Annotated in this window: 20 protein-coding genes; 9 read left to right on the top strand and 11 right to left on the bottom strand. The window is 66.4% G+C overall.

Annotated elements, in window-relative coordinates; all coding sequences use genetic code 11:
• The first annotated feature begins 28 nt into the window (after window positions 1-28).
• From QF036_RS13840 to QF036_RS13830, 3 genes are read left to right on the top strand one after another with little or no spacing between them, the layout of a single operon-like run.
• Window positions 29-997 (top strand): ABC transporter ATP-binding protein, encoded by a 969-nt coding sequence (locus QF036_RS13840; protein WP_307102707.1) that lies wholly within the window; start codon window positions 29-31, stop codon window positions 995-997.
• Window positions 994-1752 carry an ABC transporter permease gene (locus QF036_RS13835; protein ID WP_307102705.1) on the top strand — a complete coding sequence of 253 codons (759 nt, stop codon included), beginning with the start codon at window positions 994-996 and terminating at the stop codon, window positions 1750-1752. The genes QF036_RS13840 and QF036_RS13835 overlap by 4 nt, the downstream gene beginning before the upstream one ends.
• Before the next feature lie 7 nt (window positions 1753-1759).
• On the top strand, window positions 1760-2704 hold the full coding sequence (locus QF036_RS13830) for a COX15/CtaA family protein (protein WP_307102703.1): 945 nt from the start codon (window positions 1760-1762) through the stop codon (window positions 2702-2704).
• 516 nt (window positions 2705-3220) lie between these two features.
• Here the strand turns inward: QF036_RS13830 and QF036_RS13825 are convergent.
• Entirely contained in the window at window positions 3221-4168 is a 948-nt protein-coding gene (locus tag QF036_RS13825) for a heme o synthase (protein WP_307102702.1), read from the bottom strand.
• 516 nt (window positions 4169-4684) lie between these two features.
• On the opposite strand from QF036_RS13825, the gene tkt reads away from it, so the two are divergent.
• The 6 genes from tkt to pgl are packed head-to-tail and all read left to right on the top strand — an operon-like array spanning window position 4685 to window position 12914.
• Window positions 4685-6802: a transketolase gene (gene tkt, locus QF036_RS13820; RefSeq protein WP_307105924.1), complete on the top strand. Its 2118-nt coding sequence runs from the start codon at window positions 4685-4687 to the stop codon at window positions 6800-6802.
• A 31-nt stretch (window positions 6803-6833) separates the two neighbouring features.
• Window positions 6834-7952, top strand: a complete 1119-nt coding sequence (gene tal / locus QF036_RS13815; protein ID WP_307102700.1) for a transaldolase — start codon at window positions 6834-6836, stop codon at window positions 7950-7952.
• Between the two features lie 6 nt (window positions 7953-7958).
• The gene (locus QF036_RS13810) at window positions 7959-9593 is read left to right on the top strand and encodes a glucose-6-phosphate isomerase (protein WP_307102697.1); all 1635 of its coding nucleotides are present in this window, start codon (window positions 7959-7961) and stop codon (window positions 9591-9593) included.
• Window positions 9594-9608: 15 nt separating this feature from the next.
• Complete coding sequence (zwf, locus tag QF036_RS13805; protein WP_307102695.1) at window positions 9609-11168, top strand: glucose-6-phosphate dehydrogenase; 1560 nt, start codon at window positions 9609-9611, stop codon at window positions 11166-11168.
• Window positions 11165-12106, top strand: coding sequence for a glucose-6-phosphate dehydrogenase assembly protein OpcA (locus QF036_RS13800; protein ID WP_307102693.1), 942 nt, complete (start codon window positions 11165-11167; stop codon window positions 12104-12106). Before zwf ends, QF036_RS13800 begins: the two co-directional genes overlap by 4 nt.
• The gene (gene pgl / locus QF036_RS13795; protein ID WP_307102691.1) at window positions 12096-12914 is read left to right on the top strand and encodes a 6-phosphogluconolactonase; all 819 of its coding nucleotides are present in this window, start codon (window positions 12096-12098) and stop codon (window positions 12912-12914) included. Before QF036_RS13800 ends, pgl begins: the two co-directional genes overlap by 11 nt.
• Here the strand turns inward: pgl and QF036_RS13790 are convergent.
• The 10 genes from QF036_RS13790 to uvrC form a co-directional block, all read right to left on the bottom strand.
• Window positions 12885-13262 carry an RNA polymerase-binding protein RbpA gene (locus tag QF036_RS13790; protein ID WP_307102690.1) on the bottom strand — a complete coding sequence of 126 codons (378 nt, stop codon included), beginning with the start codon at window positions 13260-13262 and terminating at the stop codon, window positions 12885-12887. The genes pgl and QF036_RS13790 overlap by 30 nt on opposite strands.
• A gap of 152 nt (window positions 13263-13414) precedes the next feature.
• Window positions 13415-13672 carry a preprotein translocase subunit SecG gene (gene secG / locus QF036_RS13785; protein WP_003805565.1) on the bottom strand — a complete coding sequence of 86 codons (258 nt, stop codon included), beginning with the start codon at window positions 13670-13672 and terminating at the stop codon, window positions 13415-13417.
• A gap of 49 nt (window positions 13673-13721) precedes the next feature.
• Window positions 13722-14537: a triose-phosphate isomerase gene (gene tpiA, locus QF036_RS13780; protein ID WP_307102688.1), complete on the bottom strand. Its 816-nt coding sequence runs from the start codon at window positions 14535-14537 to the stop codon at window positions 13722-13724.
• A 96-nt stretch (window positions 14538-14633) separates the two neighbouring features.
• Entirely contained in the window at window positions 14634-15860 is a 1227-nt protein-coding gene (locus QF036_RS13775) for a phosphoglycerate kinase (RefSeq protein ID WP_307102686.1), read from the bottom strand.
• Between the two features lie 10 nt (window positions 15861-15870).
• Window positions 15871-16881 (bottom strand): type I glyceraldehyde-3-phosphate dehydrogenase, encoded by a 1011-nt coding sequence (gene gap / locus QF036_RS13770; protein WP_003805562.1) that lies wholly within the window; start codon window positions 16879-16881, stop codon window positions 15871-15873.
• A 261-nt stretch (window positions 16882-17142) separates the two neighbouring features.
• Window positions 17143-17766, bottom strand: coding sequence for a superoxide dismutase (locus QF036_RS13765; RefSeq protein WP_076803204.1), 624 nt, complete (start codon window positions 17764-17766; stop codon window positions 17143-17145).
• A 133-nt stretch (window positions 17767-17899) separates the two neighbouring features.
• Window positions 17900-18880, bottom strand: coding sequence for a DNA-binding protein WhiA (gene whiA, locus QF036_RS13760; protein WP_003805560.1), 981 nt, complete (start codon window positions 18878-18880; stop codon window positions 17900-17902).
• Window positions 18881-18890: 10 nt separating this feature from the next.
• The gene (locus QF036_RS13755; RefSeq protein WP_307102684.1) at window positions 18891-19904 is read right to left on the bottom strand and encodes a gluconeogenesis factor YvcK family protein; all 1014 of its coding nucleotides are present in this window, start codon (window positions 19902-19904) and stop codon (window positions 18891-18893) included.
• Window positions 19904-20827 (bottom strand): RNase adapter RapZ, encoded by a 924-nt coding sequence (gene rapZ, locus QF036_RS13750; RefSeq protein ID WP_307105922.1) that lies wholly within the window; start codon window positions 20825-20827, stop codon window positions 19904-19906. The genes QF036_RS13755 and rapZ overlap by 1 nt, the downstream gene beginning before the upstream one ends.
• A 112-nt stretch (window positions 20828-20939) precedes the next feature.
• Window positions 20940-23069: an excinuclease ABC subunit UvrC gene (gene uvrC / locus QF036_RS13745; RefSeq protein ID WP_307102682.1), complete on the bottom strand. Its 2130-nt coding sequence runs from the start codon at window positions 23067-23069 to the stop codon at window positions 20940-20942.
• Window positions 23070-23098 lie beyond the last annotated feature (29 nt).

The following is a 23098-nucleotide window of genomic DNA, read 5'->3' as shown; positions in this document are numbered from 1 at the left end:
ACAGTACTACTTCACGTAGAATGCTGGGGTGCGATCCCCCAAATCCCCCGTATTGACCATCGACGGGCTCATCAAGGACGTCGGTCCGCTCCCCACCCTCGATGGCAAGATGCTCAGGGTGGTGAGCGACGTCTCACTCGTTGCCGGCCGCGGCGAGGTCACGGCGCTGCTCGGAGCCAACGGTGCCGGCAAGACTACCACTATCGAATGCGCCCAGGGGCTCCAAAGGCGCACGGGCGGAACGATTACGCTGCTTGGCGCCGATCCCGGCACGGCCGGTGCGGAACTGCGCGCCCGCGTCGGCGTCATGCTCCAGGACGGCGGCCTCCCGCCGTCGGCCCGTCCGATTCCCCTGCTCCGCCACATTGCCGGCATGTACCGCAATCCCAGGCCGCTGGATGAGCTGGTGCAGCGGCTGGGCATCGACACCTTTAGCCGGACCAATGTCCGCCGGCTGTCCGGCGGACAGAAGCAGCGGCTGGCCCTCGCCGCCGCCCTGATTGGCAACCCCGAGGTCCTGTTCCTGGACGAACCGAGTGCCGGGCTGGACCCGCAATCCCGCCAGCTGGTCTTCGAACTGATCGCCGAACTCCGGGATGGCGGGATGGGGATCATCCTCACAACCCATCTCATGGATGATGCGCAGCGCCTGGCCGATTACGTTTACATCATCGACGCCGGCAGGAATGTTGCGGAGGGCACCGTGGCCCAGCTGCTCCAGCACAACATGCCGGAGACGCCCCACAGGGACCACATCCGGACCCTGCACTTCGAGGCACTGCCGGGGCTGGACTTCACCGACGTGCTGCCTGCCGAGATCGAGATCCGCGAGACCCGCTCCGGCAGCTACACGGCCACCGGGGCGCTGACCCCCGAGGACCTTGCCGCGCTGACGGCGTGGTGGGCACACCACAGCATCATGCCGGGCTCGCTGAGCATGGAGGCCCGGAGCCTCGAAGATGTATTCCTTGACATTTCCGGAAGGGAAATCCGATGACGACAGCCACGGGCAGCGCGCCTGCTCCCCTGCTCCGCCGGATCCTGCTGCAGGGCAAATACGAGGCCGCCACCATGCTCCGGAACGGCGAGCAGCTGATCCTGGCCGTAGTCCTGCCGCTCCTTGCCCTGATCGGACTGACGGTCACCCCGCTGCTCGACGGCATCGGGGATAGCCGGGTCAATGTTGCCGTCCCCGGCATCCTCGCGCTCTGTGCCATGTCCACGGCGTTCACCGGTCAGGGCATCGCCACCGGCTTCGACCGCCGGTATGGCGTGCTGCGGTTCCTGTCCACCACGCCGCTGGGACGGGTCGGCCTCATCGCCGGGAAGATCCTGGCGGTCCTGGCCGTCCTGGTGATCCAGGTGGTCATCGTGGGCGCCGTCGCTTTTCCCCTCGGCTGGCAGCCGAATCCGCTGGGCGTGCTGCCCGGCCTGTGCCTGCTTGTCCTCGGGGCTGCCGCATTCACCGCCCTGGGCCTGCTGGTGGCCGGCACTGTCCGGCCCGAGGCCACGCTGGCCATCACGAACCTGCTGTGGATCCTCCTCGGCGCCCTGGGCGGCATCGTGATCCCCATGCAGCGGCTGCCGGAACTCGCCCAGGACACCGTCCACCTGCTGCCCTCCGGGGCCCTTGGCGAAGGCCTGCGCGACGCGCTCCTGCATGGCGCCGTGAACGGTAACGCTGTCCTTGTCCTGCTGATGTGGACGGTTCTCGCCGGCGCAGCAGCCATCCGCTGGTTCAAATGGAATTGAGAATAAAGTGAGCACGGCTTCGCGCCTCCCCCAGTTCGTCGGCCGCCTGGCATCCAAGCTGCCCGTCACCGTCGATTCGACCGTCCGCCGCCTGGCCGTGCTGTCCCTGATCGGACAGACGGTCCTGGTGGTCACCGGCGGCGCCGTCCGGCTGACCGCCTCGGGCCTGGGCTGCCCCACCTGGCCCAGGTGCACGAACAATTCCCTGGTGAATACCCCCGAGATGGGCATCCACGGCTTCATCGAGTTCGGCAACCGCCTCCTGACGTTCGCCCTGGCCGCTGTCGCAGCGCTCATGCTGGTCTACCTGTGGAACCTGCGCAAGGAGCGCAAGGACCTGTTCCTGCTGGCCCTGGGCCTGCTGGCGAGCATCCCGGCGCAGGCCATCATTGGCGGGATCACCGTGCTCACCCAGCTGAACCCGTGGGTGGTGGGCCTGCACTTCCTGGTGTCCATGGCGCTGGTGGTTTTCGCCACGCTGCTGGTCAACCGGGCCTACGGAAGGACCGGCGGATTCCGGACCCGTCCGCTCGCTTCACTGCCGGGGGTCCTGCGGCCGGTGATGACCGCCGTCGCGCTCTTCTCCGCGATCGCCGTCATGCTGGGCGTTGTGGTTACCGGCGCCGGACCGCACGCGGGTGACGCCAATGCGCCCCGCAACAACCTGGACTGGGACCTGTTCTCGCACATCCATGCCGTGCCCGCCTACCTGGTCACGGCCGGTACGCTGCTCGCCGTGTACTTTGTATTCCGCCGCGGCATTTCCGGTATCTTCCGGACGGCCGTGCTGATGCTGCTCGGCGTCACCGTGCTCCAGGCCGTCATTGGCTTCACGCAGTACTACAACGGCATCCCGGCGCTGCTCGTGGGAGCCCACATGCTGGGCGCGGCCCTGCTGATGGCCGTGGCAACCAACGCCGCCGACATCGCCCGCTCCAGCCCCGTCGGGTAGCTTCATTCCCGACGCGTCCTCAGGTCCCGTCGCTTCATTCCCGACGCGTCCTCACCTTTCGTCGCTTCACCCCTGACGCTTCCTCAGGTCACGTCGCTTGCGGCGAGACTGTGCATTTTCTGGTGTAATTCCCGAGGGAGAAGGAGAGCGCAGTGACGGATGTGACAACCGCTGCAATCGATGCGGTGGATGAGGAACTGAAAGAAGCCGCCACAGTTACACCGAATAATTGACAGGCCCTTCGGCTGACGCTTCCTCAAGTGGGCCGCTTGCGGCAAGGAAAACGCCCCATTCATAAAGTGAAGGGGCGTTTCTGCATCCGGCAGGACGTGAGGAAGCGTCCGGGGAAAACCTGCAGGATGTGAGGAAGCGTCCGGGGAAAACCGGCAGGATGTGAGGAAGCGTCCGGGGAAAACCGGCAGGATGTGAGGAAGCGTCCGGGGAAAACCGGCAGGATGTGAGGAAGCGTCCGGGGAAAACCCGCAGGACCTGAGGACGCGTTGGGGGGGTGCTGGGTTAGCCCATGATCGGCGAGCCGACGAACGGGTCGACGGCCAGCGCGATGAAGAGGAGCGTCAGGTAGCTGATGGAGCCGTGGAAGACCTTCATGGCGCCCTTGTCCGAGAGGTCCCCACCCTGCGCCCGGTTGTAGAGGGCATGGGACTCGTACAGGAACCAGGCACCGGCCAGGACGGCGATGGCGGTGTAGACCCAGCCCGCATTGCCAGCCGGGATCATGAGCAGCGAGCAGGCCACCATAGCCCAGGCGTACAGGACCACCTGGACGGACACGACCTTTGCACCGGCGATGGCACCGAGCATCGGCACGTTGGCGTTGCGGTAGTCCTCGCCGTAGCGCATCGACAGCGGCCAGTAGTGCGGCGGGGTCCAGAGGAAGATCACCATGAACAGCACGATGGCCGGCCACTCGACCGTGTTGGTCACGGCGGACCAGGCGATCAGCACCGGGAAACAGCCCGCGGCACCGCCCCAGACGATGTTCTGTGCCGTGCGGCGCTTGAGGATCATGGTGTAGATGACCACGTAGAAGACGATGGCGCCGAGTCCGAGCCAGGCGGAGAGCGGGTTCGCGCCGAACCAGAGGATGGCGATGGCGGCGGCGCCCAGCAGCCAGGCAAAGATCAGGGCCTCGCGCGGCGTGACCTCGCCGGTAACCAGGGGGCGCTTCTCGGTGCGGTGCATCAGCTTGTCGATGTCGCGGTCGATGTAGCAGTTGAAGGCACCGGCGCTGCCGGCAGCGAACGCGCCGCCCACGAGGGTGGCCATGATGAGGCCGAGGGACGGGAAGCCGCGCTGCGCGTAAATCATGGTGGGCAGGGTGCTGACCAGCAGGAGTTCAATGACCCTGGGCTTGGTGAGTGCAAGGTACGCCTTGGCCTTGCGGGCTAGTCCGGCTCTTCCGTGGACCCGGGAAGAGGTCAGCGGCGTATCTGTTGTGCTCACGTGGCAGTCACTCTGTTTCTGTCTGGCTGTTTATCTGATCGGCCCGTCTGGACACGCGGTCCGGACCGATCCCTCAACGGCGGTGGCGGGGCTGTCATGTGCGCACTTGAGCCCGCCCTGTCCGCCGGTGGCCTCCCGATATCATACCGCGGTCCCGCATGGATCGCTGGCATCGGTGTGTGACGGGAAATCACTGAAAATGATTCGTTCGTGCTTGCTTCAATCACATTAACGCAGCCTCACGGCACGAGTGATTCACAAAAGAGAAATTGCGTCCAATTGGTGAGATTTTGGCCGCTCGAAGTGTGGAATAGAGCTAAGCTGTCTGCAGATCAGCGCACACTGGAAGACGGGGAAGAAACCGCATTCCATCCCGTCCGGCGACTGAATGAAGATCAACGTTTCAATGGTGAACGGCTGGTAGGCGCAAATGCAGCGGGCACCAATTATGCCCTGCCGCTGTGTGTCATTACCGCTTGCCGTTAACACAGAGAGGGGCCCGGTTACGTGGCACATTTGAAAGAGCAAGAACTGACTTGGACCGACCTCGACCAGCGCGCCGTTGACACTGTGCGTGTCCTGGCCGCCGACGCCGTGGAGAAGGTAGGCAACGGCCACCCCGGCACCGCGATGAGCCTGGCTCCGGCCGCTTACCTGCTGTTCCAGAAGCTGATGCGGCACGACCCGCAGAACCCGGACTGGATCGGCCGCGACCGCTTCGTCCTCTCCCCCGGCCACACGTCCCTGACGCTATACATCCAGCTGTTCCTCTCCGGCTACGGCCTGGAACTGAAGGACCTCGAGGCGCTGCGCACATGGGGGTCCCTGACCCCGGGCCACCCCGAATACAAGCACACCGCCGGCGTGGAAATCACCACCGGCCCGCTGGGCCAGGGCCTGGCCTCCTCCGTGGGCTTTGCCTACTCCCAGCGCCGCCAGCGCGGCCTGTTCGACGCCGATGCTCCCGCCGGCGAGAGCCCGTTCGACCACACCATCTGGGTCATCGCTTCCGACGGTGACCTCCAGGAAGGCGTGACCTCTGAGGCTTCCTCCCTCGCCGGCCACCAGGAGCTCGGCAACCTCGTGGTCATCTACGACGAGAACCACATCTCCATCGAAGACGACACCGACATCGCCTTCACCGAGGACGTCCTCAAGCGCTACGAAGCCTACGGCTGGCACACCCAGCGCGTGGACTGGACCAAGACCGGCGAATACAAGGAAGACGTCCAGGAGCTCTACTCCGCGCTGCTGGCCGCCAAGGCCGAGACCTCCAAGCCGTCCATCATCTCGCTGCGCACCATCATCGGCTACCCGGCCCCGAAGAAGCAGAACACCGGCAAGATCCACGGCTCGGCCCTGGGTTCGGAAGAAGTGGCAGCACTGAAGAACGTCCTCGGCTTTGACCCCGAGAAGTCCTTCGAAGTTGACGAGGAAGTACTGGCCCACGCCCGCGCCGTCGTCGACCGCGGTGCCCACGCCCGCAAGGAATGGGAAGAGTCCTTCGCCGCCTGGCAGTCCGCCAACCCCGAGGCCGCTGCCCTGCTGGAGCGCGTCGAGGCCCGCCAGCTCCCCGCAGAGCTCGACGGCGCACTCCCGGTCTTCCCGGCCGGCAAGGACGTGTCCACCCGCGCCGCCTCCGGTAAGGTCCTGAACGCCATCGGCCCGGTCATGCCGGAACTCTGGGGCGGCTCGGCCGACCTCGCAGAGTCCAACAACACCACGATCGAAGGCTCACCGTCGTTCGTTCCCGCCGGCAAGCAGACCAACGCCTGGTCCGGCAACCCGTACGGCCGCGTCCTGCACTTCGGTATCCGCGAGCACGCCGCCGCGTCGATCGTGAACGGTATCAGCCTGCACGGCAAGACCCGCGCGTTCTCCGGTACGTTCCTGATCTTTAGCGACTACCAGCGTCCCGCCATCCGCCTCGGCGCCCTGATGGGCGTGCCGTCCCTGTATGTCTGGACGCACGACTCCATCGGCCTGGGTGAAGACGGACCGACGCACCAGCCGGTGGAGCAGCTCGCTTCGCTGCGCGCCATCCCGGGTCTCGACGTCGTCCGTCCGGGCGACGCCAACGAGGTTGCGGCAGCCTGGAAGACCATGCTGGAGAACCACGAGAACCCGGCCGGCATCGTCCTGACCCGCCAGAACATCCCCACCTACGAGCGTGGCGAAGGCGCAGCTGAGGGCGACACCTTCGGTTCGACAGCAGGCGTCGCCAAGGGCGGCTACGTGCTGGCCGAGGCATCCAAGGACGGCCAGACCGTGGATGCGCAGGTCATCCTGATCGCCACCGGCTCGGAAGTCCAGCTGGCCGTCCAGGCCCGCGAAGCCCTGCAGGCCGAAGGCATCGCCGCCCGCGTGGTGTCCATGCCGTGTGTCGAGTGGTTCAACAAGCAGGACGCCGCCTACCGCGAGGCTGTCCTGCCCGCTGCGGTCAAGGCCCGCGTTTCCGTTGAAGCCGGCCTGTCCCAGGGCTGGCGCGAGTTCGTCGGCGACGCCGGCCGCTCCGTCAGCCTCGAGCACTACGGCGCATCCGCCGACTACAAGCGTCTGTTCCAGGAATTCGGCATCACGGCAGAAGCAGTTGCCGCCGCCGCCAAGGATTCCCTCGCCGGACTCCAGTCCTGACAGACTCCCCCACAGTTCAAGGAGATTAGAAATGACTAGCACTCCCACCCAGCAGCTTTCCGACGCCGGCGTATCCATCTGGCTCGACGACCTCTCCCGGGGCCGCCTGAAGACCGGCACGCTGCAGAAGCTGATCGAAGAGAAGAACGTTGTGGGTGTCACCACGAACCCCAGCATCTTCCACGCCGCCATCACCTCCGGCACGGACTACGACGCCGTCATCGCCAAGGAGGCCGCTGCAGGCGCCTCCATCGAAGAGACCATCTTCGAGATCACGACGACGGACGTCGCCGACGCCTGCGACCTCTTCGCCCCGATCGCCGCCGCCACCAAAGGTGTCGACGGCCGTGTCTCCATCGAGGTGGACCCCCGCCTGGCCTGGGACACCGCCGGCACCATCGCCGAAGCGAAGCACCTCTACAAGAAGGTCAACCGCGACAACGTCCACATCAAGATCCCGGCCACGCTTGAGGGCCTGGAAGCCATTACGGCAACCCTGGCCGAGGGCATCAGCGTGAACGTGACCCTGATCTTCTCGCTGGAGCGCTACCGGGCAGTCATCAACGCCTTCCAGAGCGGCCTGGAGCAGGCCAAGGACAACGGCCACGACCTCTCCAAGATCCACTCGGTCGCGTCGTTCTTCGTTTCGCGCGTGGACACCGAAATCGACAAGCGCCTGGACGCCATCGGCACTGAGGAAGCCAAGGCCCTCAAGGGCAAGGCCGGCGTTGCCAACGCCCGCCTGGCCTACCAGGTGTACGAGGAGCTCTTCTCCACCGAACGCTGGGCAGTCCTGGCAGAGGCCGGCGCCCTGCCGCAGCGCCCGCTGTGGGCCTCCACCGGCGTGAAGGACCCGGCCTACCCGGACACCCTCTACGTCACCGAGCTCGTTGCCCCCGGCGTCGTGAACACCATGCCGGAGAAGACCCTGGACGCCACGTTCGACCACGGCGTGGTCACGGGCGACACCGTCACCAACGGCTACGATGAAGCGAACGCCACCCTCAACGCCCTCGATGCCCTCGGCATCTCCTATAACGAGGTCGTCGCCCTGCTGGAATCCGAAGGCCTGGACAAGTTTGTTGCCAGCTGGAAGGAACTGCTGGCCGATGTTGAAGGTGCCCTCGCCACTGCACGGAAGGCTTCCTAGTCCACAATGAGCACACTCAGCTACGACGCCACCGGTGCCGCCCGGAAGGCTCTTGAGCAGCACCTGCCCGCCCTCGTGGAAGACCGCGTCGCCACGCGCATTTTCGCCAAGGACCACACCCTGTGGGGTTCAGATGCGGAATCCGAGTCGGCCATCCGCCTTGGCTGGGTCGAGGCGGCCACCGTCTCCCGGCCTCTGGTGGACGGCATCCTGGAACTCCGGGATGCCCTGAAGGCCGAGGGGGTGACCCGGATTGTGCTTTGCGGCATGGGCGGGTCCTCCCTTGCTCCGGAAGTCATCGCCGGCACCGCTGGCGTCGAGCTGACTGTGCTGGACAGCACCGACCCCGAACAGGTCGGTGCTGCCCTCGCGGACCGTCTGACGGAAACCGCCATCGTGGTTTCCTCGAAGTCCGGTTCGACCCTGGAAACCGATTCGCAGCGCCGGATCTTCGAGCACGCCTTCACCGAGGCCGGCCTCGATGCCAAGAGCCGCATCATCGTGGTGACCGATCCCGGTTCCCCGCTGGACAAGGCGTCCCGCGACGCCGGGTACCGTGCCGTGTTCAACGCGGACCCGAACGTGGGCGGCCGGTACTCGGCCCTGACGGCGTTCGGGCTGGTCCCCTCCGGCCTGGCCGGCGTGGACATCGCTGCCCTGCTGGACGAGGCAGAGGAAGCCGCCGAGATCCTGAACGAGGACGCACCCGAGAACATCGGGCTCGCCCTCGGTGCAGTGCTCGGCGGCACCAACCCGCTGCGCAACAAGGTCGTCATCGCGGAGAACGGCTCCGGTATCGTCGGATTCGCTGACTGGGCCGAGCAGCTCATCGCCGAATCTACGGGCAAGCTCGGCACCGGCATCCTGCCGGTGGTCGCCGGGCCGAACGCTCCGGAGGTTAGCTCCGGCGCTGAAGACGTCCTGGTGGTCCGGCTCGTCAGCGCGGATGCCGACGTCGAACTGGGCGAGAACGAAGTTGCCATTGCCGGCGGGCTTGCCTCGCAGATGATGGTGTGGGAATTCGCCACCGCTGTGGCCGGGCGCCTGCTGGGCATCAACCCGTTTGACCAGCCCGACGTCGAAGCCGCCAAGGTGGCTGCCCGCGGACTGCTGGACGCACAGCCGGAACCGACACCGGCTGCCTTCGTCGACGGCGCGATCGAGGTCCGCGGCGGCGAGTGGCTGGGCGACGCTGCCACGGCAGCCGATGCTGTTGCTGCGCTGTTGGCGCAGCTGGGCGGCGACGGCTACCTGAGCGTCCAGGCCTACTTCGACCGCCTGGCCTACGCGCAGCTCGAGGGCGTCCGGGACGACCTCGCCGCCGTGAGCGGCCGTCCGGTCACCTTCGGCTGGGGACCGCGCTTCCTGCACTCCACCGGCCAGTTCCACAAGGGCGGCCCCGCCATCGGTGTCTTCCTGCAGGTCACCGCGGCGTCCGCGCAGGACCTCGCCATTCCGGAGCGTCCGTTCACCTTCGGCGAGCTGATCGCGGCCCAGGCTGCCGGTGACGCCCAGGTGCTGGGCGAGCACGGCCGGCCCGTTCTGCGCCTGCACCTCACCGACCGCGCAGCGGGCGTGGCCCAGCTGCAGGAGATCGTTTCGTCGCTGGCCAGCAAGGCAGCATCCGCCACTGAGAGCTAAGGCACCGAATAAACCATGCCAGATACTTTGAACGGCAAGAGGTCAGCGGTCCGGTCCGGGAACCCTTTGCGGGATCCGCGGGACCGGCGGCTGAACCGGATTGCCGGACCGTCCTCGCTTGTGCTCTTCGGAGTCACGGGGGACCTTGCCCGTAAGAAGCTCATGCCGGCCGTGTATGACCTCGCCAACCGTGGCCTGCTGCCGCCCAGCTTCGCGCTGGTCGGTTTCGGCCGGCGGGACTGGGACAACGAGGACTTCGCCGCGGAGGTGAAGGACGCCGTGAAGTCCTACGCACGGACCCCGTTTGATGAGGCGGTCTGGAACCAGCTCTCCGAGGGCATCCGGTTCGTGCAGGGCGCGTTCGACGACGATTCGGCGTTTGAGCGGCTCGGCGAGACGATCAAGGAACTCGACGAGAACCGCGGAACCCGCGGCAACCACGCGTTCTACCTCTCGATCCCGCCGAAGGCCTTCGAGCAGGTCTGCCGGCAGCTCTCCAAGCACGGCCTGGCGCAAGCCGAGGGCGAGAAGTGGCGGCGCGTGGTCATCGAGAAGCCGTTCGGGCACGACCTCGAATCCGCCCGGCAGCTGAACGACATCGTCGAATCGGTGTTCCCGCAGGACGCGGTGTTCCGGATCGACCATTACCTGGGCAAGGAGACGGTCCAGAACATCTTGGCGCTGCGCTTCGCGAACCAGCTGTTCGAGCCGTTGTGGAACGCGAACTACGTGGACCATGTGCAGATCACCATGGCCGAGGACATTGGCACCGGCGGCCGGGCGGGGTATTACGACGGCGTGGGTGCGGCCCGCGACGTGATCCAGAACCACCTGCTGCAGCTGCTCGCGTTGACGGCGATGGAGGAGCCCATTTCCTTCAACGCCGATGACCTGCGGGCGGAGAAGGAAAAGGTCCTGGCTGCGGTGAGGCTCCCGGAGGACCTGTCCACGCATTCGGCGCGCGGGCAGTTCGCGGGCGGCTGGCAGGGCGGGGAGCAGGTCCAGGGGTATCTGGAAGAAGAGGGCATCCCGGCCGACTCGACCACCGAAACCTATGCCGCGATCCGGGTGGACATCAACACCCGGCGCTGGAACGGGGTGCCGTTCTACCTGCGCGCCGGCAAGCGGCTCGGCCGCCGGGTGACGGAAATCGCGGTGGTGTTCAAGCGGGCACCGAACCTGCTGTTCCGGGACCACAGCGACGACGATTTCGGGCAGAACGCCGTGGTGATCCGGGTCCAGCCCGACGAGGGCGCCACGATCCGGTTCGGGTCCAAGGTCCCCGGCACCCAGATGGAGGTCCGGGACGTGACGATGGACTTCGGCTACGGGCACTCGTTCACCGAGTCCAGCCCCGAAGCCTACGAGCGGCTGATCCTGGACGTGCTCCTCGGTGAGCCGCCGCTGTTCCCGCGGCACGAGGAAGTGGAGCTGTCCTGGAAGATCCTGGACCCCTTCGAAGAGTACTGGGCCGGCCTGGGCGAACAGCCCGAGCCGTACGCGCCCGGCAGCTGGGGCCCGGCCTCGGCTGACGAGCTGCTCGCCCGCGACGGACGCACCTGGAGAAGGCCATGATCGTAGACCTGCCGAACACCACCACCTCGAACGTTTCCAAGAAGATCCAGTCCCTGCGCGAGCAGGGCGGCGTGATCGCCCTTGGCCGCGTCCTGACCCTCGTGGTGGTCACCAAATCCGGGCTCGAGGAAGAAGCGATCGAGGCGGCCAATGAGGCCAGCCGCGAACACCCCTGCCGGATCATCGTGCTCGCCGACGCCGGCTCGTCCGCGCCGAACCGGCTCGACGCGCAGATCCGGGTCGGCGGTGACGCCGGCGCGTCCGAGGTCATCGTGCTGCGCGGCTTCGGTGAGCTCGCCGAGGAAAGCGAGTCCCTCGTCGCCGCGCTGCTGCTGCCCGACGCCCCGATCGTGGCCTGGTGGCCACACGGGGCACCGAAAAACGCGTCCGAAACCTCGATCGGACGCATCGCACACCGCCGCATCACCGATTCGGCGAACGAGGCCGAACCCCAGGTGGCCCTGGAGAACATCCGGAACACCTATAAGGCCGGCGATACCGACCTCGCCTGGACCCGGCTGACGAACTGGCGCATCCAGCTCGCCGCGGTCCTGGACCAGGCCGACTCCTCGCCCGTCACCGCTGTCGCGGTCGAAGGCGCCTCGGACTCGCCCAGCACCATCCTGCTCGCGGCCTGGCTCACCCTGTCCCTGGACGCCCCGGTCACGATCGTCGCCGACCCGGCCGGCACCGGCATCCGCCGGGTCCGGCTCACCCGCCCCGGCGGCGACGTCCAACTTTTCCGCCCCGGACTCTCCATCGCCGAACTCACCCAACCAGGCCAACCCGCACAACGGATCTCGCTGCCACGGCGCAGCCTCCGCGACTGCCTCGCCGAAGAACTGCGCCGCCTCGACCCCGACGAAGTGTTCGGCGAAGTGATTACTATTGGACTGCCCCGTACCAATCTAAGGAGTGTCCGTCCCAGTGAGCGCTGAGCCCAGAGTAAGCATCCATCCTGACTCTTCCGTACTCATGGCCGCCATTGCGGCCCGCCTGATCACCAAGCTCGTGGATGTGCAGGACCGATTCGGTGAAGCGACGGTGGTGCTTACCGGAGGCACGGTGGGCATCGGAACGCTGAAAGCCGTGGCCGATTCGCCGGCCGCGCCGGCCGTGGACTGGGCCAAGGTGAACTTCTGGTGGGGTGACGAACGCTTTGTGGGCTCCCAGGACCCGGACCGCAATGCGTTCCAGGCCCAGGAGGCGCTGCTGAAGCACATCGATGTTGATCCCGCGCGGGTCCACGTGCCCGGCTCGACTGATGACTTTGAATCACCGGAACAGGCCGCTGAGGACTACGCGCGCCGCCTCAGCGAGGCGGCAGCTTCCGAGCACGCCGCGGATGCCTCGGATGACCGTCCTGAGGAGCCGGGCAGGCTTCCCCGGTTCGACGTCGTCCTGCTCGGTGTGGGTCCTGACGCGCACGTGGCGTCCCTGTTCCCGGAGCAGGGCGGCATCCGCGAGAAGCAGCTTACTGTGGTGGGGGTCCGCAACTCCCCCAAGCCGCCGCCCGAGCGCATTTCCTTGACCCTGCCGGCGATCAACACCGCCGCGGAGGTGTGGATGGTGGTCGCCGGCGAGGACAAGGCCGGTGCGGTGGGCCTGGCCCTGGCCGGGGCCAATCCCGTCCAGGTGCCCGCGTCCGGTCCCGCAGGCCGGTCCCGGACGCTGTGGCTGATCGACGAAAACGCGGCCTCGCGCGTTCCTGAACAGCTAGTCAGGAAGGCGCCGGCTGGCTCTTAGCCGCTGCAGCGCTCCAGCCAGAACGTCTTCGGCGTCCTGGCTGGAGCGTCTCTCTTTAACGTATTCCAGGTGGGTCTTGAAGCCGTCTTCCGGGGCTTCGCCGGGCACCACGGCACCGGGATTGCGCGACGCGGGCCGGCCGCACTGGCGGCAGTCCCACACGTCCGGAATCTGGTCGTCTGGCAACTTAAGAAAAACAGGCCGCGTCTCATGTCCCATGGCGCACCAATAGGATACACAAATACGCGGCAGGGGCTCCCCGAGAGGGTCATCCCCCTGGTTCTTCAATCCGGCCCCTTGGATGACACCCACGCGGGTACCGCGGAATCCTGAAGAGGAATGCACCATGGGAACTCCCTCGCTGCTAATGGCGGCGCTGCCGTTAGATCCGATAGCGACAGTTTAGTCTGCAGTTCGCCCTGGCGGCACGAAAAGCCCGGCCCAATCAGGAACAGATCCTGACTGGGCCGGGCTTTTCGTGCTGGGCGGCTGAGACAGCGTCAGGAGTCAGCGACACCTGTGAAGCGCATGAGGAGGCCAAGGGCGATGATCACAACGCCCCACGTGACGCCAAGGATGATGGTGAACCTGTTCAGGTTGCGCTCAGCAACACCGGAGGAGGACAACCCCGAGCTCATTCCGCCGCCGAACATGTCCGACAGGCCGCCGCCGCGTCCCTTGTGGAGCAGGATGAGCAGGGTCAGCAGAAGGCTGGTAATGCCCAGCAGGATCTGCAGAATCACATGAAGAACGTCCACGACGGCCTTTCCAAAGTTGGTGGATGCGGGAGCGCGCCAGATGAACGGACTAGTCCGTTACGAGGTGGCTCTCGAACTTGACAATATTAGCAAACTCAGCGGGATCAAGGCTGGCGCCGCCCACCAGCACGCCGTCGACGTCGCGTTCCTTGAGGATGGCGGCAGCGTTGCTGGCCTTGACCGAACCGCCGTACAGCAGGCGGACCTTGGCGGCCACGTCGGCGTCGAACAGTTCGGCGAGTTCGGCACGGATCGCGGCGCACATTTCCTGGGCGTCCTCCGGGCCTGCAACCTCGCCGGTGCCGATGGCCCAGACGGGCTCATAGGCGACGACGAGCTCGGCCGCCTGCTCGGCGGTGAGGCCTTCGACGTCGGCGCGGAGCTGGTCCAGCGTGTGCTGGACGTGAGTGCCGGCCTGGCGGATCTCAAGGCCTTCCCCGACGCACAGGACGGGGATGACGTTGTGCCGGTAGGCCGCCTTGACCTTGGCATTGAGGACTTCGTCGGACTCAGCGTGGATGGTGCGGCGTTCGCTGTGGCCGACGAGGACATACTTGCAGCCGAGCTTGTTCAGGAACTGGCCCGAGATGTCCCCGGTGTAGGCGCCTGAGTCGAACTGGGACAGGTCCTGGCCGCCGTAGGCGATGTCCAGTTCGTCGCCTTGGACGAGGGTCTGCACCCCGCGGAGGTCGGTGAAGGGCGGGAAGACAGCGGCTTCCACGCGGCTGTAGTCGTGCTTGGCGTCGGACAGTGTCCAGGCCAGCTTCTGCAGGAGGGTGATGCCCTGGACGTGGTCCATGTTCATCTTCCAGTTGCCTGCGATCAAAGGCGTGCGGTCAAAGGTGCCGTTGGTTGACGTAGTCACGTGTTCTCCAAAAATGCCGGTCAAATGTGCTGATCATGTGAACAGCCGGCAGGGCGCCTTCGCGGTGCGGAAGGTGCCCTGCCGGCTGCGGGGTCTTTAGCGGTCCAGAACGCTGAGGCCGGGAAGTTCCTTGCCTTCAAGGTATTCCAGGCTGGCGCCGCCGCCAGTGGAAATGTGTCCGAACTGGTCATCGGCGAAGCCGAGCGTGCGCACCGCAGCCGCGGAGTCGCCGCCGCCGACCACCGTGAACGCGTCCGTCTCCGTCAGCGCCTGGGCGATGGCCCGGGTGCCTGCGGAGAACGCCTCGAACTCGAAGACGCCCATGGGTCCGTTCCAGAACACCGTCTTGGCGCCCTTGATCTGCTCGGCGAACGCCGCGGCGGACTCGGGTCCGATGTCCAGGCCGATGCCCTGCGCCCCGAAGCTGCTGCCTTCGATAGCGTCGGCGCTGACCGTCTCGTGGTCGGCGTCGGCTGCGAACTTGGCTGCAACAACGACGTCAGTGGGGATCACGAATTCCGTGCCGGCGTCGGCTGCGCGCTTGAGGTAGTCCTGGACGACCGGGATCTGGTCCTCTTCCAGCAGGCTGCCGGCGACCTTGTGGCCCTCGGCTGCAAGGAAGGTGAACAGCATGCCGCCGCCCACCAGGATGGTGTCGGCCTTGCCGAGCAGGTTGTCGATGACGGCGAGCTTGTCCGAAACCTTTGAACCGCCCAGCACCACAACGTAGGGTCGCTGGGTGTCTGCGGTGAGCTTGCGGAGGACTTCCACCTCGGTACCCACAAGGTCGCCGAGGTACGACGGGAGCCGGGTGGCGACGTCGTAAACGCTGGCGTGCTTGCGGTGCACAGCGCCGAAGGCGTCGTTCACGAAAGCGCCGTTTTCACCGGTGAGTCCCACCAGCTCGTCGGCGAATGCGCCGCGCTCGGCTTCGTCCTTGCTGGTCTCGCGTGCGTCGAACCGCACGTTTTCGAGTACCAGGACCTGGCCATCCTGCAGCGCAGCCGCCTTCTCCTTGGCCGAGGGGCCCACCGTGTCATCCGCGAGGGAGACCGGGAAGGAAGCCAGCTCGGCCAGGCGGGCAACCGCCGGCTTGAGCGAGTACTTGTCTTCAGGGGCGCCCTTGGGGCGGCCGAGGTGGGCTGTTACCAGCACGCGGGCACCGGCGTCCGTGAGCTTTCCCAGTACTGGCAGTGAGGCCCGGATGCGGCCGTCGTCAGTCACTGTAGAGCCGTCGAGCGGCACATTCAGGTCACTTCGAACCAGAATGTACCGCCCGCGGACACCTTCAGCGATCAGTTCGTTGAGGGTGTGAGATGTCATGTAGCTAACCCTAGCCCAGCTTTGCGGCTACGAGCTCCGTGAGGTCCACAAGGCGGTTTGAGTAGCCCCATTCGTTGTCATACCACGAAACAACCTTGACCTGGTTGCCGATGACCTTGGTCAAACCGGAGTCAAAGATGGACGAGGCGGGGTCGCCGACGATGTCCGAGGAGACGATCGGAGCGTCGGTGTAGGTCAGGATGCCCTGCCATTCGTCGGACTCTGCGGCCTTCTTGAGCGTGGCGTTGACTTCCTCGACGGTGGTCTCGCGGGAGACCGTGACGGTGAGGTCGGTGGCGGAGCCGGTGGGGACCGGAACACGGATGGCGTAGCCGTCCAGCTTGCCCTTGAGCTCCGGCAGGACCAGGCCGATGGCCTTGGCGGCACCGGTGGAGGTGGGGACCATGTTGATGGCGGCGGCGCGGGCACGGCGGAGGTCGTTGTGCGGGCCGTCCTGCAGGTTCTGGTCTGCGGTGTACGCGTGGACGGTGGTCATCAGGCCACGTTCGATGCCGAAGGCGTCGTTAACAACCTTGGCCAGCGGGCCGAGGCAGTTGGTGGTGCAGGAAGCGTTGGAGATGATGTGGTGGTTCTCGGGGTCGTACAGGCCGTCATTAACGCCCATCACGATGGTGATGTCCTCGTCCGAGGCGGGGGCCGAGATCAGAACCTTCTTGGCGCCGGCTTCGATGTGCTTCTTGGCGGCAGCTGCCTTGGTGAAGAAACCGGTGGACTCGATGACAATGTCAACGCCCAGGTCCTTCCACGGGAGGTTGGCGGGGTCGCGCTCAGCCAGGACCTTGATGGCGTTGCCGTTGACGACCAGGTTGCCTTCCTTGACCTCGATGGTTTCGGCCAGGCGCCCGCCGACGGAGTCGTACTTGAGGAGGTGGGCCAGCGCCTCGGGGCTGGTGAGGTCGTTGACGGCAACGATCTCAAGGTCCGCACCCTGAGCAAGTGCTGCGCGGAAGTAGTTGCGGCCGATGCGGCCGAAGCCGTTGATACCAATACGGGTGGTCACTTTTAGTCTCCTTTGTGCCTTGGAAGCACAACTAGTAAGCGGGCGTTCAAGCCAACTAACAGATCCCGCACGCCATTGGGCAGAGATATTTTTCAGATCGGAGGGCGACCAGCCTCATTGCTGAAGGCTAACCGCCTTCCGTGATCCATCTTACGTTTAAGTGGGTCTGCCCCCGCAAGTGCGGGGGCAGACCGTCCACAATTCGGCCCTAAAGTCGCCGAATGTGAAGTTTGTTACTGCTTTGTGTACGCCGGATCACACTTAGAGGGTGATGAGACCCGTCGCGTTGGCGCGGGCCGCAGCGAAGCGGGCGGACACGTCAGCCCAGTTGACGATGTTCCAGAACGCCTTGACGTAGTCGGCCTTGACGTTGACGTAGTCCAGGTAGAAGGCGTGCTCCCACATGTCCAGCATCAGCAGCGGGGTGGTGCCCAGCGCGACGTTGCCCTGCTGGTCGTAGAGCTGCTCGATGACGAGGTTGCCACCGATGGGCTCGTAGGCTAGGAAACCCCAGCCCGAACCCTGCAGGCCGAGGGCGGCGGCAGAGAACTGCGCACGGAAGGCATCAAACGAGCCGAAGGCGTCGTCGATGGCCGCGGCGAGCTCACCTTCGGGCTTGTCGCCTCCGTCCGGGGAGAGGTTGTTCCAGAACACGGAGTGGTTGACGTGGCCGCCGGTGTGGAAGGCCAGGTCCTTGGAAAGCCGGTTGATGTTGGCGAAGTCGCCCTTTTCGCGCGCCTCTGCCAGCTGGGCCAGCGCGTTGTTGGCGCCCGTCACGTACGCGGCGTGGTGCTTGCTGTGGTGCAGCTCCATGATCCGTGCAGAGATGTGGGGCTCGAGCGCTGCGTAGTCGTAGCTGAGTTCGGGCAGAACGTACTCGGTCACAAAATCCTCCAATGTCGTGGACAGTTTGTCCGGTTTTGCTAACTCTCGGATTGTGCATCCCGGATGACGGGTCATCCGGAAAACTCCGATGGCGGCAACAGCCGCCACCTGGTCTTGATTCTATGGGCGCCGTTTACTCGTCCAACATTTCCGGCGTCACATTGGCATCCGTGCCCGGGATGCCAAGATCCGAGGCGCGTTTGTCCGCCATGGCCAGCAGCCGGCGGATGCGCCCGGCGATGGCGTCCTTCGTCATGGGCGGATCGGCAAGCCGGCCAAGTTCGTCGAGGCTGGCCTGCTTGTGGGCCACCCGGAGTTCGCCGGCGTACTTCAGGTGGTCCGGGACGTCGTCGCCGAGGATCTCCAGCGCCCGGTCCACCCGGGCGCCGGCTGCCACGGCGGCCTGCGCGGAGCGGCGGAGGTTGGCGTCGTCAAAGTTGGCGAGCCGGTTCGCCGTCGCCCGCACTTCCTTGCGCATGCGCCGTTCTTCCCAGACCATCAGCGCGTCATGGGCGCCCATCCGGGTGAGCAGCGCGGCGATGGTGTCGCCGTCGCGAATTACCACGCGGTCCACTCCCCTGACCTCCCGGGCCTTGGCCTGGATCCCCAGTCGGCGCGCCGCGCCGACCAGCGCGAGGGCGGATTCGGGACCGGGGCAGGTGACCTCCATGGACGAGGACCGGCCAGGTTCGGTGAGTGAGCCGTGCGCCAGGAAGGCGCCGCGCCACACCGCCTCTGCGTCCGCCGCTGAACCGTTGACGACGACGGACGGCAGCCCGCGCACCGGCCGTCCCCGGCCGTCAAGGAGCCCGGTCTGCCGGGCCAGCGCCTCGCCGTCGCGGACGACGCGGACGACGTAACGGCTGCCGCGGCGCAGGCCGCTGCCGGAGACGACGATGATTTCGCTCTGGTGCCCGTAGACCTCGGCGATTGCGGCGCGCAGGCGCCGGGCGGTGGAGGCAAGATCCACCTCGGCCTCGATGACGATCCGGCCCGAAATGATGTGCAGTCCCCCGGCGAAGCGGAGCATGGCCGAGACCTCAGCCTTGCGGACTGATGATTTCTTGATGTCCAGGCGGGAGAGTTCTTCCTTGACTGATGCTGTCAGTGCCATGGCACCTTTCCTAACTATTCCCGAAAATATCCTGGTAGGCCGTAGCCAGCCGCAAGGGGTCGTGGACCGGTCTCCGGCCCGAAGCCCCTACTCTACCCAAGACAACCTCGGCGCCGATCATCCCCGCTGCCCGTTCAAACTCGGCCAGGTCCGAAACCGAAGCCGGGTCCGCGAGGACCACGTCCGCGCTGAACTCCGGCGCGTAGTCGCGCAGGACGTGAAGGTGGTCCGCGGCGGACATGCCGGACGTTTCCTTCGTGTCCATGGCGAGGTTCATGGTGAGGCAGCGCTTGGCCGGTGTATCGCAGAGTGCCTGCCGCATTTCCGGCAGCAGCAGGTGCGGCAGCACGGACGTGTACCAGGAGCCCGGGCCCAGCACCACCCAGTCGGCAAGCTCGATCGCGGTCAGGGCCTCGACGCAGGCCGGAGCCTGCTCGGGAAGCAGCCGGACGCTCTCCAGCGAGCCCGCCACGGCGCAGCGCGCCTGGCCCGTGATGGTGGTGACAGTGCTGCTGCCGTCCGGGGCGGTTACGCGGACATCGCCCTCGATGGTGAGCGGAACCGTGGACATGGGCAGCACCTGTCCGCGGGCGCCGAGCAGGGCACCGGCCCATTTCAACCCGGCCACTGCGTCGCCGAGCAGCTCCCAGAGGGTGACGATCAGCAGGTTGCCCATGGCGTGCTCGTCCAGGGAGGCGCCGCCGCGGGCGGACCGGAACCGGTGCTGCATGACGTCGCGCCAGGTGCGGCCCCAGTCGGTGTCATCGCACAGGGCGGACAGCGCCATCCGGAGATCACCGGGCGGAAGGACGCCGTACTCCTCGCGGAGACGGCCGGAGGACCCGCCGTCGTCCGCCACGGTGACTACCGCAGTCAGTTCGGACGTCAGCAGGCGCAGCGCCGAGAGGGAGGCCGAAAGACCGTGGCCGCCGCCAAGCGCGACGACGGTAGGCCCCTTGGCCGGTTGGGAACCGGTCAGCCCGGTCGGCGGAATCAGGGGCAGCGGGCCGGTAAGAACGCCCATTACTCGCGGCCCAGGTCCCGGTGAGTCGTGGTCACAGTTACGCGCGGATATTGTGCGAGGCGCTTCGAGAGCTCCATGGCGACAGCCACCGAGCGGTGCTTTCCGCCCGTGCATCCGACGGCGATGGTGGCGTAGTGCTTGTTCTCGCGGCGGTAGCCCTCCAGGACAGGTTCCAGGGCGAGGACGTACCGTTCCACGAAGTTCGGCACGCCCTCGGCGCCGAGGACGTACTCGCTGACGTCCTGGTCCAGGCCAGTGTGCGGCCGCAGCGCGGGCACCCAGTGCGGGTTCGGGATGAACCTGACGTCGGCCACGTAGTTGGCGTCCACGGGCAGGCCGTACTTGAAGCCGAAGCTCATGATGTTCAGCCGGATCGCGATGGGGCCGGTGTCCGTGAACAGCTCGGTGATCGCCGTGGCGAGCCCGTGCACGTTCAGGGACGAGGTGTCCAGGACAAGGTCCGAGGAGTCGCGCAGCTCCTTGAGGAGTTCACGCTCCGCGGCGATGCCGTCCAGGATCCTGCCGCCGGCCTGCAGCGGGTGCGGACGCCGTCCCTGCTCGAAGCGGCGGACCAGGACGTCATCGCTGGCGTCGAGGAACAGCACCCGGAAGGTGACACCGCTGGCTGCGAGGGCCCGCAAGGCCGCGCGGATATCCGCGAACAGCGCCTTGCTGCGCACATCCATCACCACGGCAAGCTTGGGGATGGACTGCGGGGCGTGGGACACGAGTTCGGCGAGCGTCCCCAGCATCTGCGGCGGCAGGTTCTCGACGACGTACCAGCCGTGGTCCTCCAGCGCATCGGAGGCGGTGCTGCGGCCTGCGCCGGACATTCCGGTCACGATGAGCAGTTCCGCTTCGGCGGGCTTGACCGGTGTCAGTCCGTCCTCCTCGGTACTGGACTCCGCCGTCGACTCTGCCATTAATTCCAGCCCCATTCCTGCTGTTGCTTCCAGCGCGCAGTTCCTGCGCGGTTGCTGTTTGCGGCACACGCCGATTTCCCGTACTTACCCTAACCAAGTTTCGGGGCGCGGGCTAAGTTTCCAGCACTTCCCCGGTGGTCATGTTGATCGCCGGAACGGTGTCACCCGAGTCGCCGCCGGCTCCGCCCGGACTGAAGTGCGTGACGATGGCCGCCGCCAGCGCCGGCCCAACACCTTTGGCAGCTGTCAGTTCCTCCGCCGATGCCGCCTTGATCTTCTTGACGGAGCCAAAATGGGCGAGCAGGGCCTTCCGCTTGGAATCGCCCAGCCCGGGTACGCCGTCGAGCGCTGAGACGGTCATCGCCTTGCCGCGCTTTTGCCGGTGGAACGAGATGGCGAACCGGTGGGCCTCGTCGCGGATGCGCTGCAGCATGTAGAGGCCCTGCGAGGAGCGGGGCAGAATGACCGGAAAGTCGCTGTCCGGCAGCCAGACCTCCTCGAGGCGCTTGGCGAGCCCGACCACGTACACGTCGTCGATGCCCAGCGATTCGAGGGCGCGGGCAGCCGCGTTGACCTGCGGCTTGCCGCCGTCCACCACAACAAGGTTGGGCGGGTAGGCGAATTTTGCCCGCGGGGCCGGCGTGGTGGTGTCGGACAGCGCGGCGTCCGCGGCCGCGGCGCCCGGTGCCGCCCCGTCGCTCGTCGCGGCCGCACCCGGGGCCGCCCCGTCGCTCGTCGCGGCCGCACCCGGGGCCGCCCCGTTGGCCGGGGCCGCCCCATTCGTACCGGCAGTCGCGACTGCCGGGGTGGCGACCAGTTCGGCGGCTTCAACCTGGGCCGTTTTGTCCACGAGGTAATGCCGGAAGCGCCGCGTCAGGACGTCGTGCATCGCAGCGGTGTCGTCCGTGGCCGCGGCCCCGGTGATGGAGAACTTGCGGTAGTCGGACTTCTTGGGCAGCCCGTCCTCCACTACCACCATGGAGGCCACCACATTGGTGCCCTGGACGTGGGAGACGTCGTAGCACTCGATGCGCAGCAACGGGACGGGGAGCTCCAGTGCCTCCTGGAGTTCCTGCAGCGCCTGGGACCGGACCGTGAGGTCGCCGGCCCGGCGGGTCTTGTGGAGCCGGAGCGCATGCTCGGCGTTTTCGCGGACCGTGGACATGAGGGCGGCCTTGTCGCCGCGTTGCGGAACGCGGATGTCCACCTTGGCTCCGCGGATGCCGGCCAGCCACACGGCCAGGTCCTGTGCATTGCTCGGCTCAACAGGCACCAGCACCTCGCGGGGAAGCCTGCCCTGGACCTCGGCGTCCTCGCCATAGACCTGCTGGAGGAGGTGTTCGACGAGGTCGGGAGTGGTGAAGTCCTCCACCTTTTCGACCACCCAGCCGCGCTGGCCGCGGACCCGTCCGCCCCGGACGTGGAACACCTGGACGGCCGCTTCGAGCTCGTCCTCGTGCAGGGCGAACACGTCGGCGTCGGTGTCTTCGGCGAGCACCACGGCGTTCCGCTCGAAGACCTTCCGGAGGGCGGTGATATCGTCGCGCAGCCGGGCGGCGCGTTCGTAGTCGAGGATGGCGACGGCGGCCCCCATCTCCTTTTCGAGCCGGGCGATGAACCGTTTGGCCTCGCCGCCCATGAAGGCGCAGAAGTCCTCGGCCAGGGCGCGGTGTTCCTCAGGGGTGACGCGGCCGACGCAGGGGGCCGAGCATTTGTCGATGTAGCCCAGCAGGCAGGGCCGGCCGCTGGCCTGGGCCCGCTTCAGCACCCCCGCGCTGCAGCTCCGCACCGGGAAGACCCGCAGCAGGGTGTCCATGGTTTCCCGGATGGCACCTGCCGTGTAGGGGCCGAAGTACCGGGTGCCCTTCCGCCGCTCGCCGCGCATGACCTGCACGCGGGGCAGCTTCTCGCCCATGGTGACGGCGAGGTAGGGGTACGTCTTGTCGTCCCGGAAAACCACGTTGAACCGCGGCTTGAATTCCTTGATCCAGGTGTATTCCAGCTGCAGGGATTCAAGTTCGCTGCCCACCACCGTCCACTCGACGCTGCTGGCCGCGTACACCATGGCGTGGGTCTTGGGCAGCAGCCCTGCCGGGTTCGCGAAGTACGAGTTCAGTCGCGACCGGAGGTTCTTGGCCTTGCCGACATAGATAACCCGCCCATGGGGATCCCTGAACCTGTAAACACCCGGATTGGTCGGAATCTCACCCGTCTGGGGTCTATAACTCGATGGATCTGCCACGTTTCCAGTCTACTGAGCTGAGGGGCTGC

It is taken from the genome of Arthrobacter globiformis, from assembly GCF_030817195.1.
Lineage (GTDB): Bacteria > Actinomycetota > Actinomycetes > Actinomycetales > Micrococcaceae > Arthrobacter > Arthrobacter globiformis_D.
The sequence above is the reverse complement of the archived record's forward strand: the minus strand, read 5'-3'. Positions and strand labels throughout refer to the sequence as shown.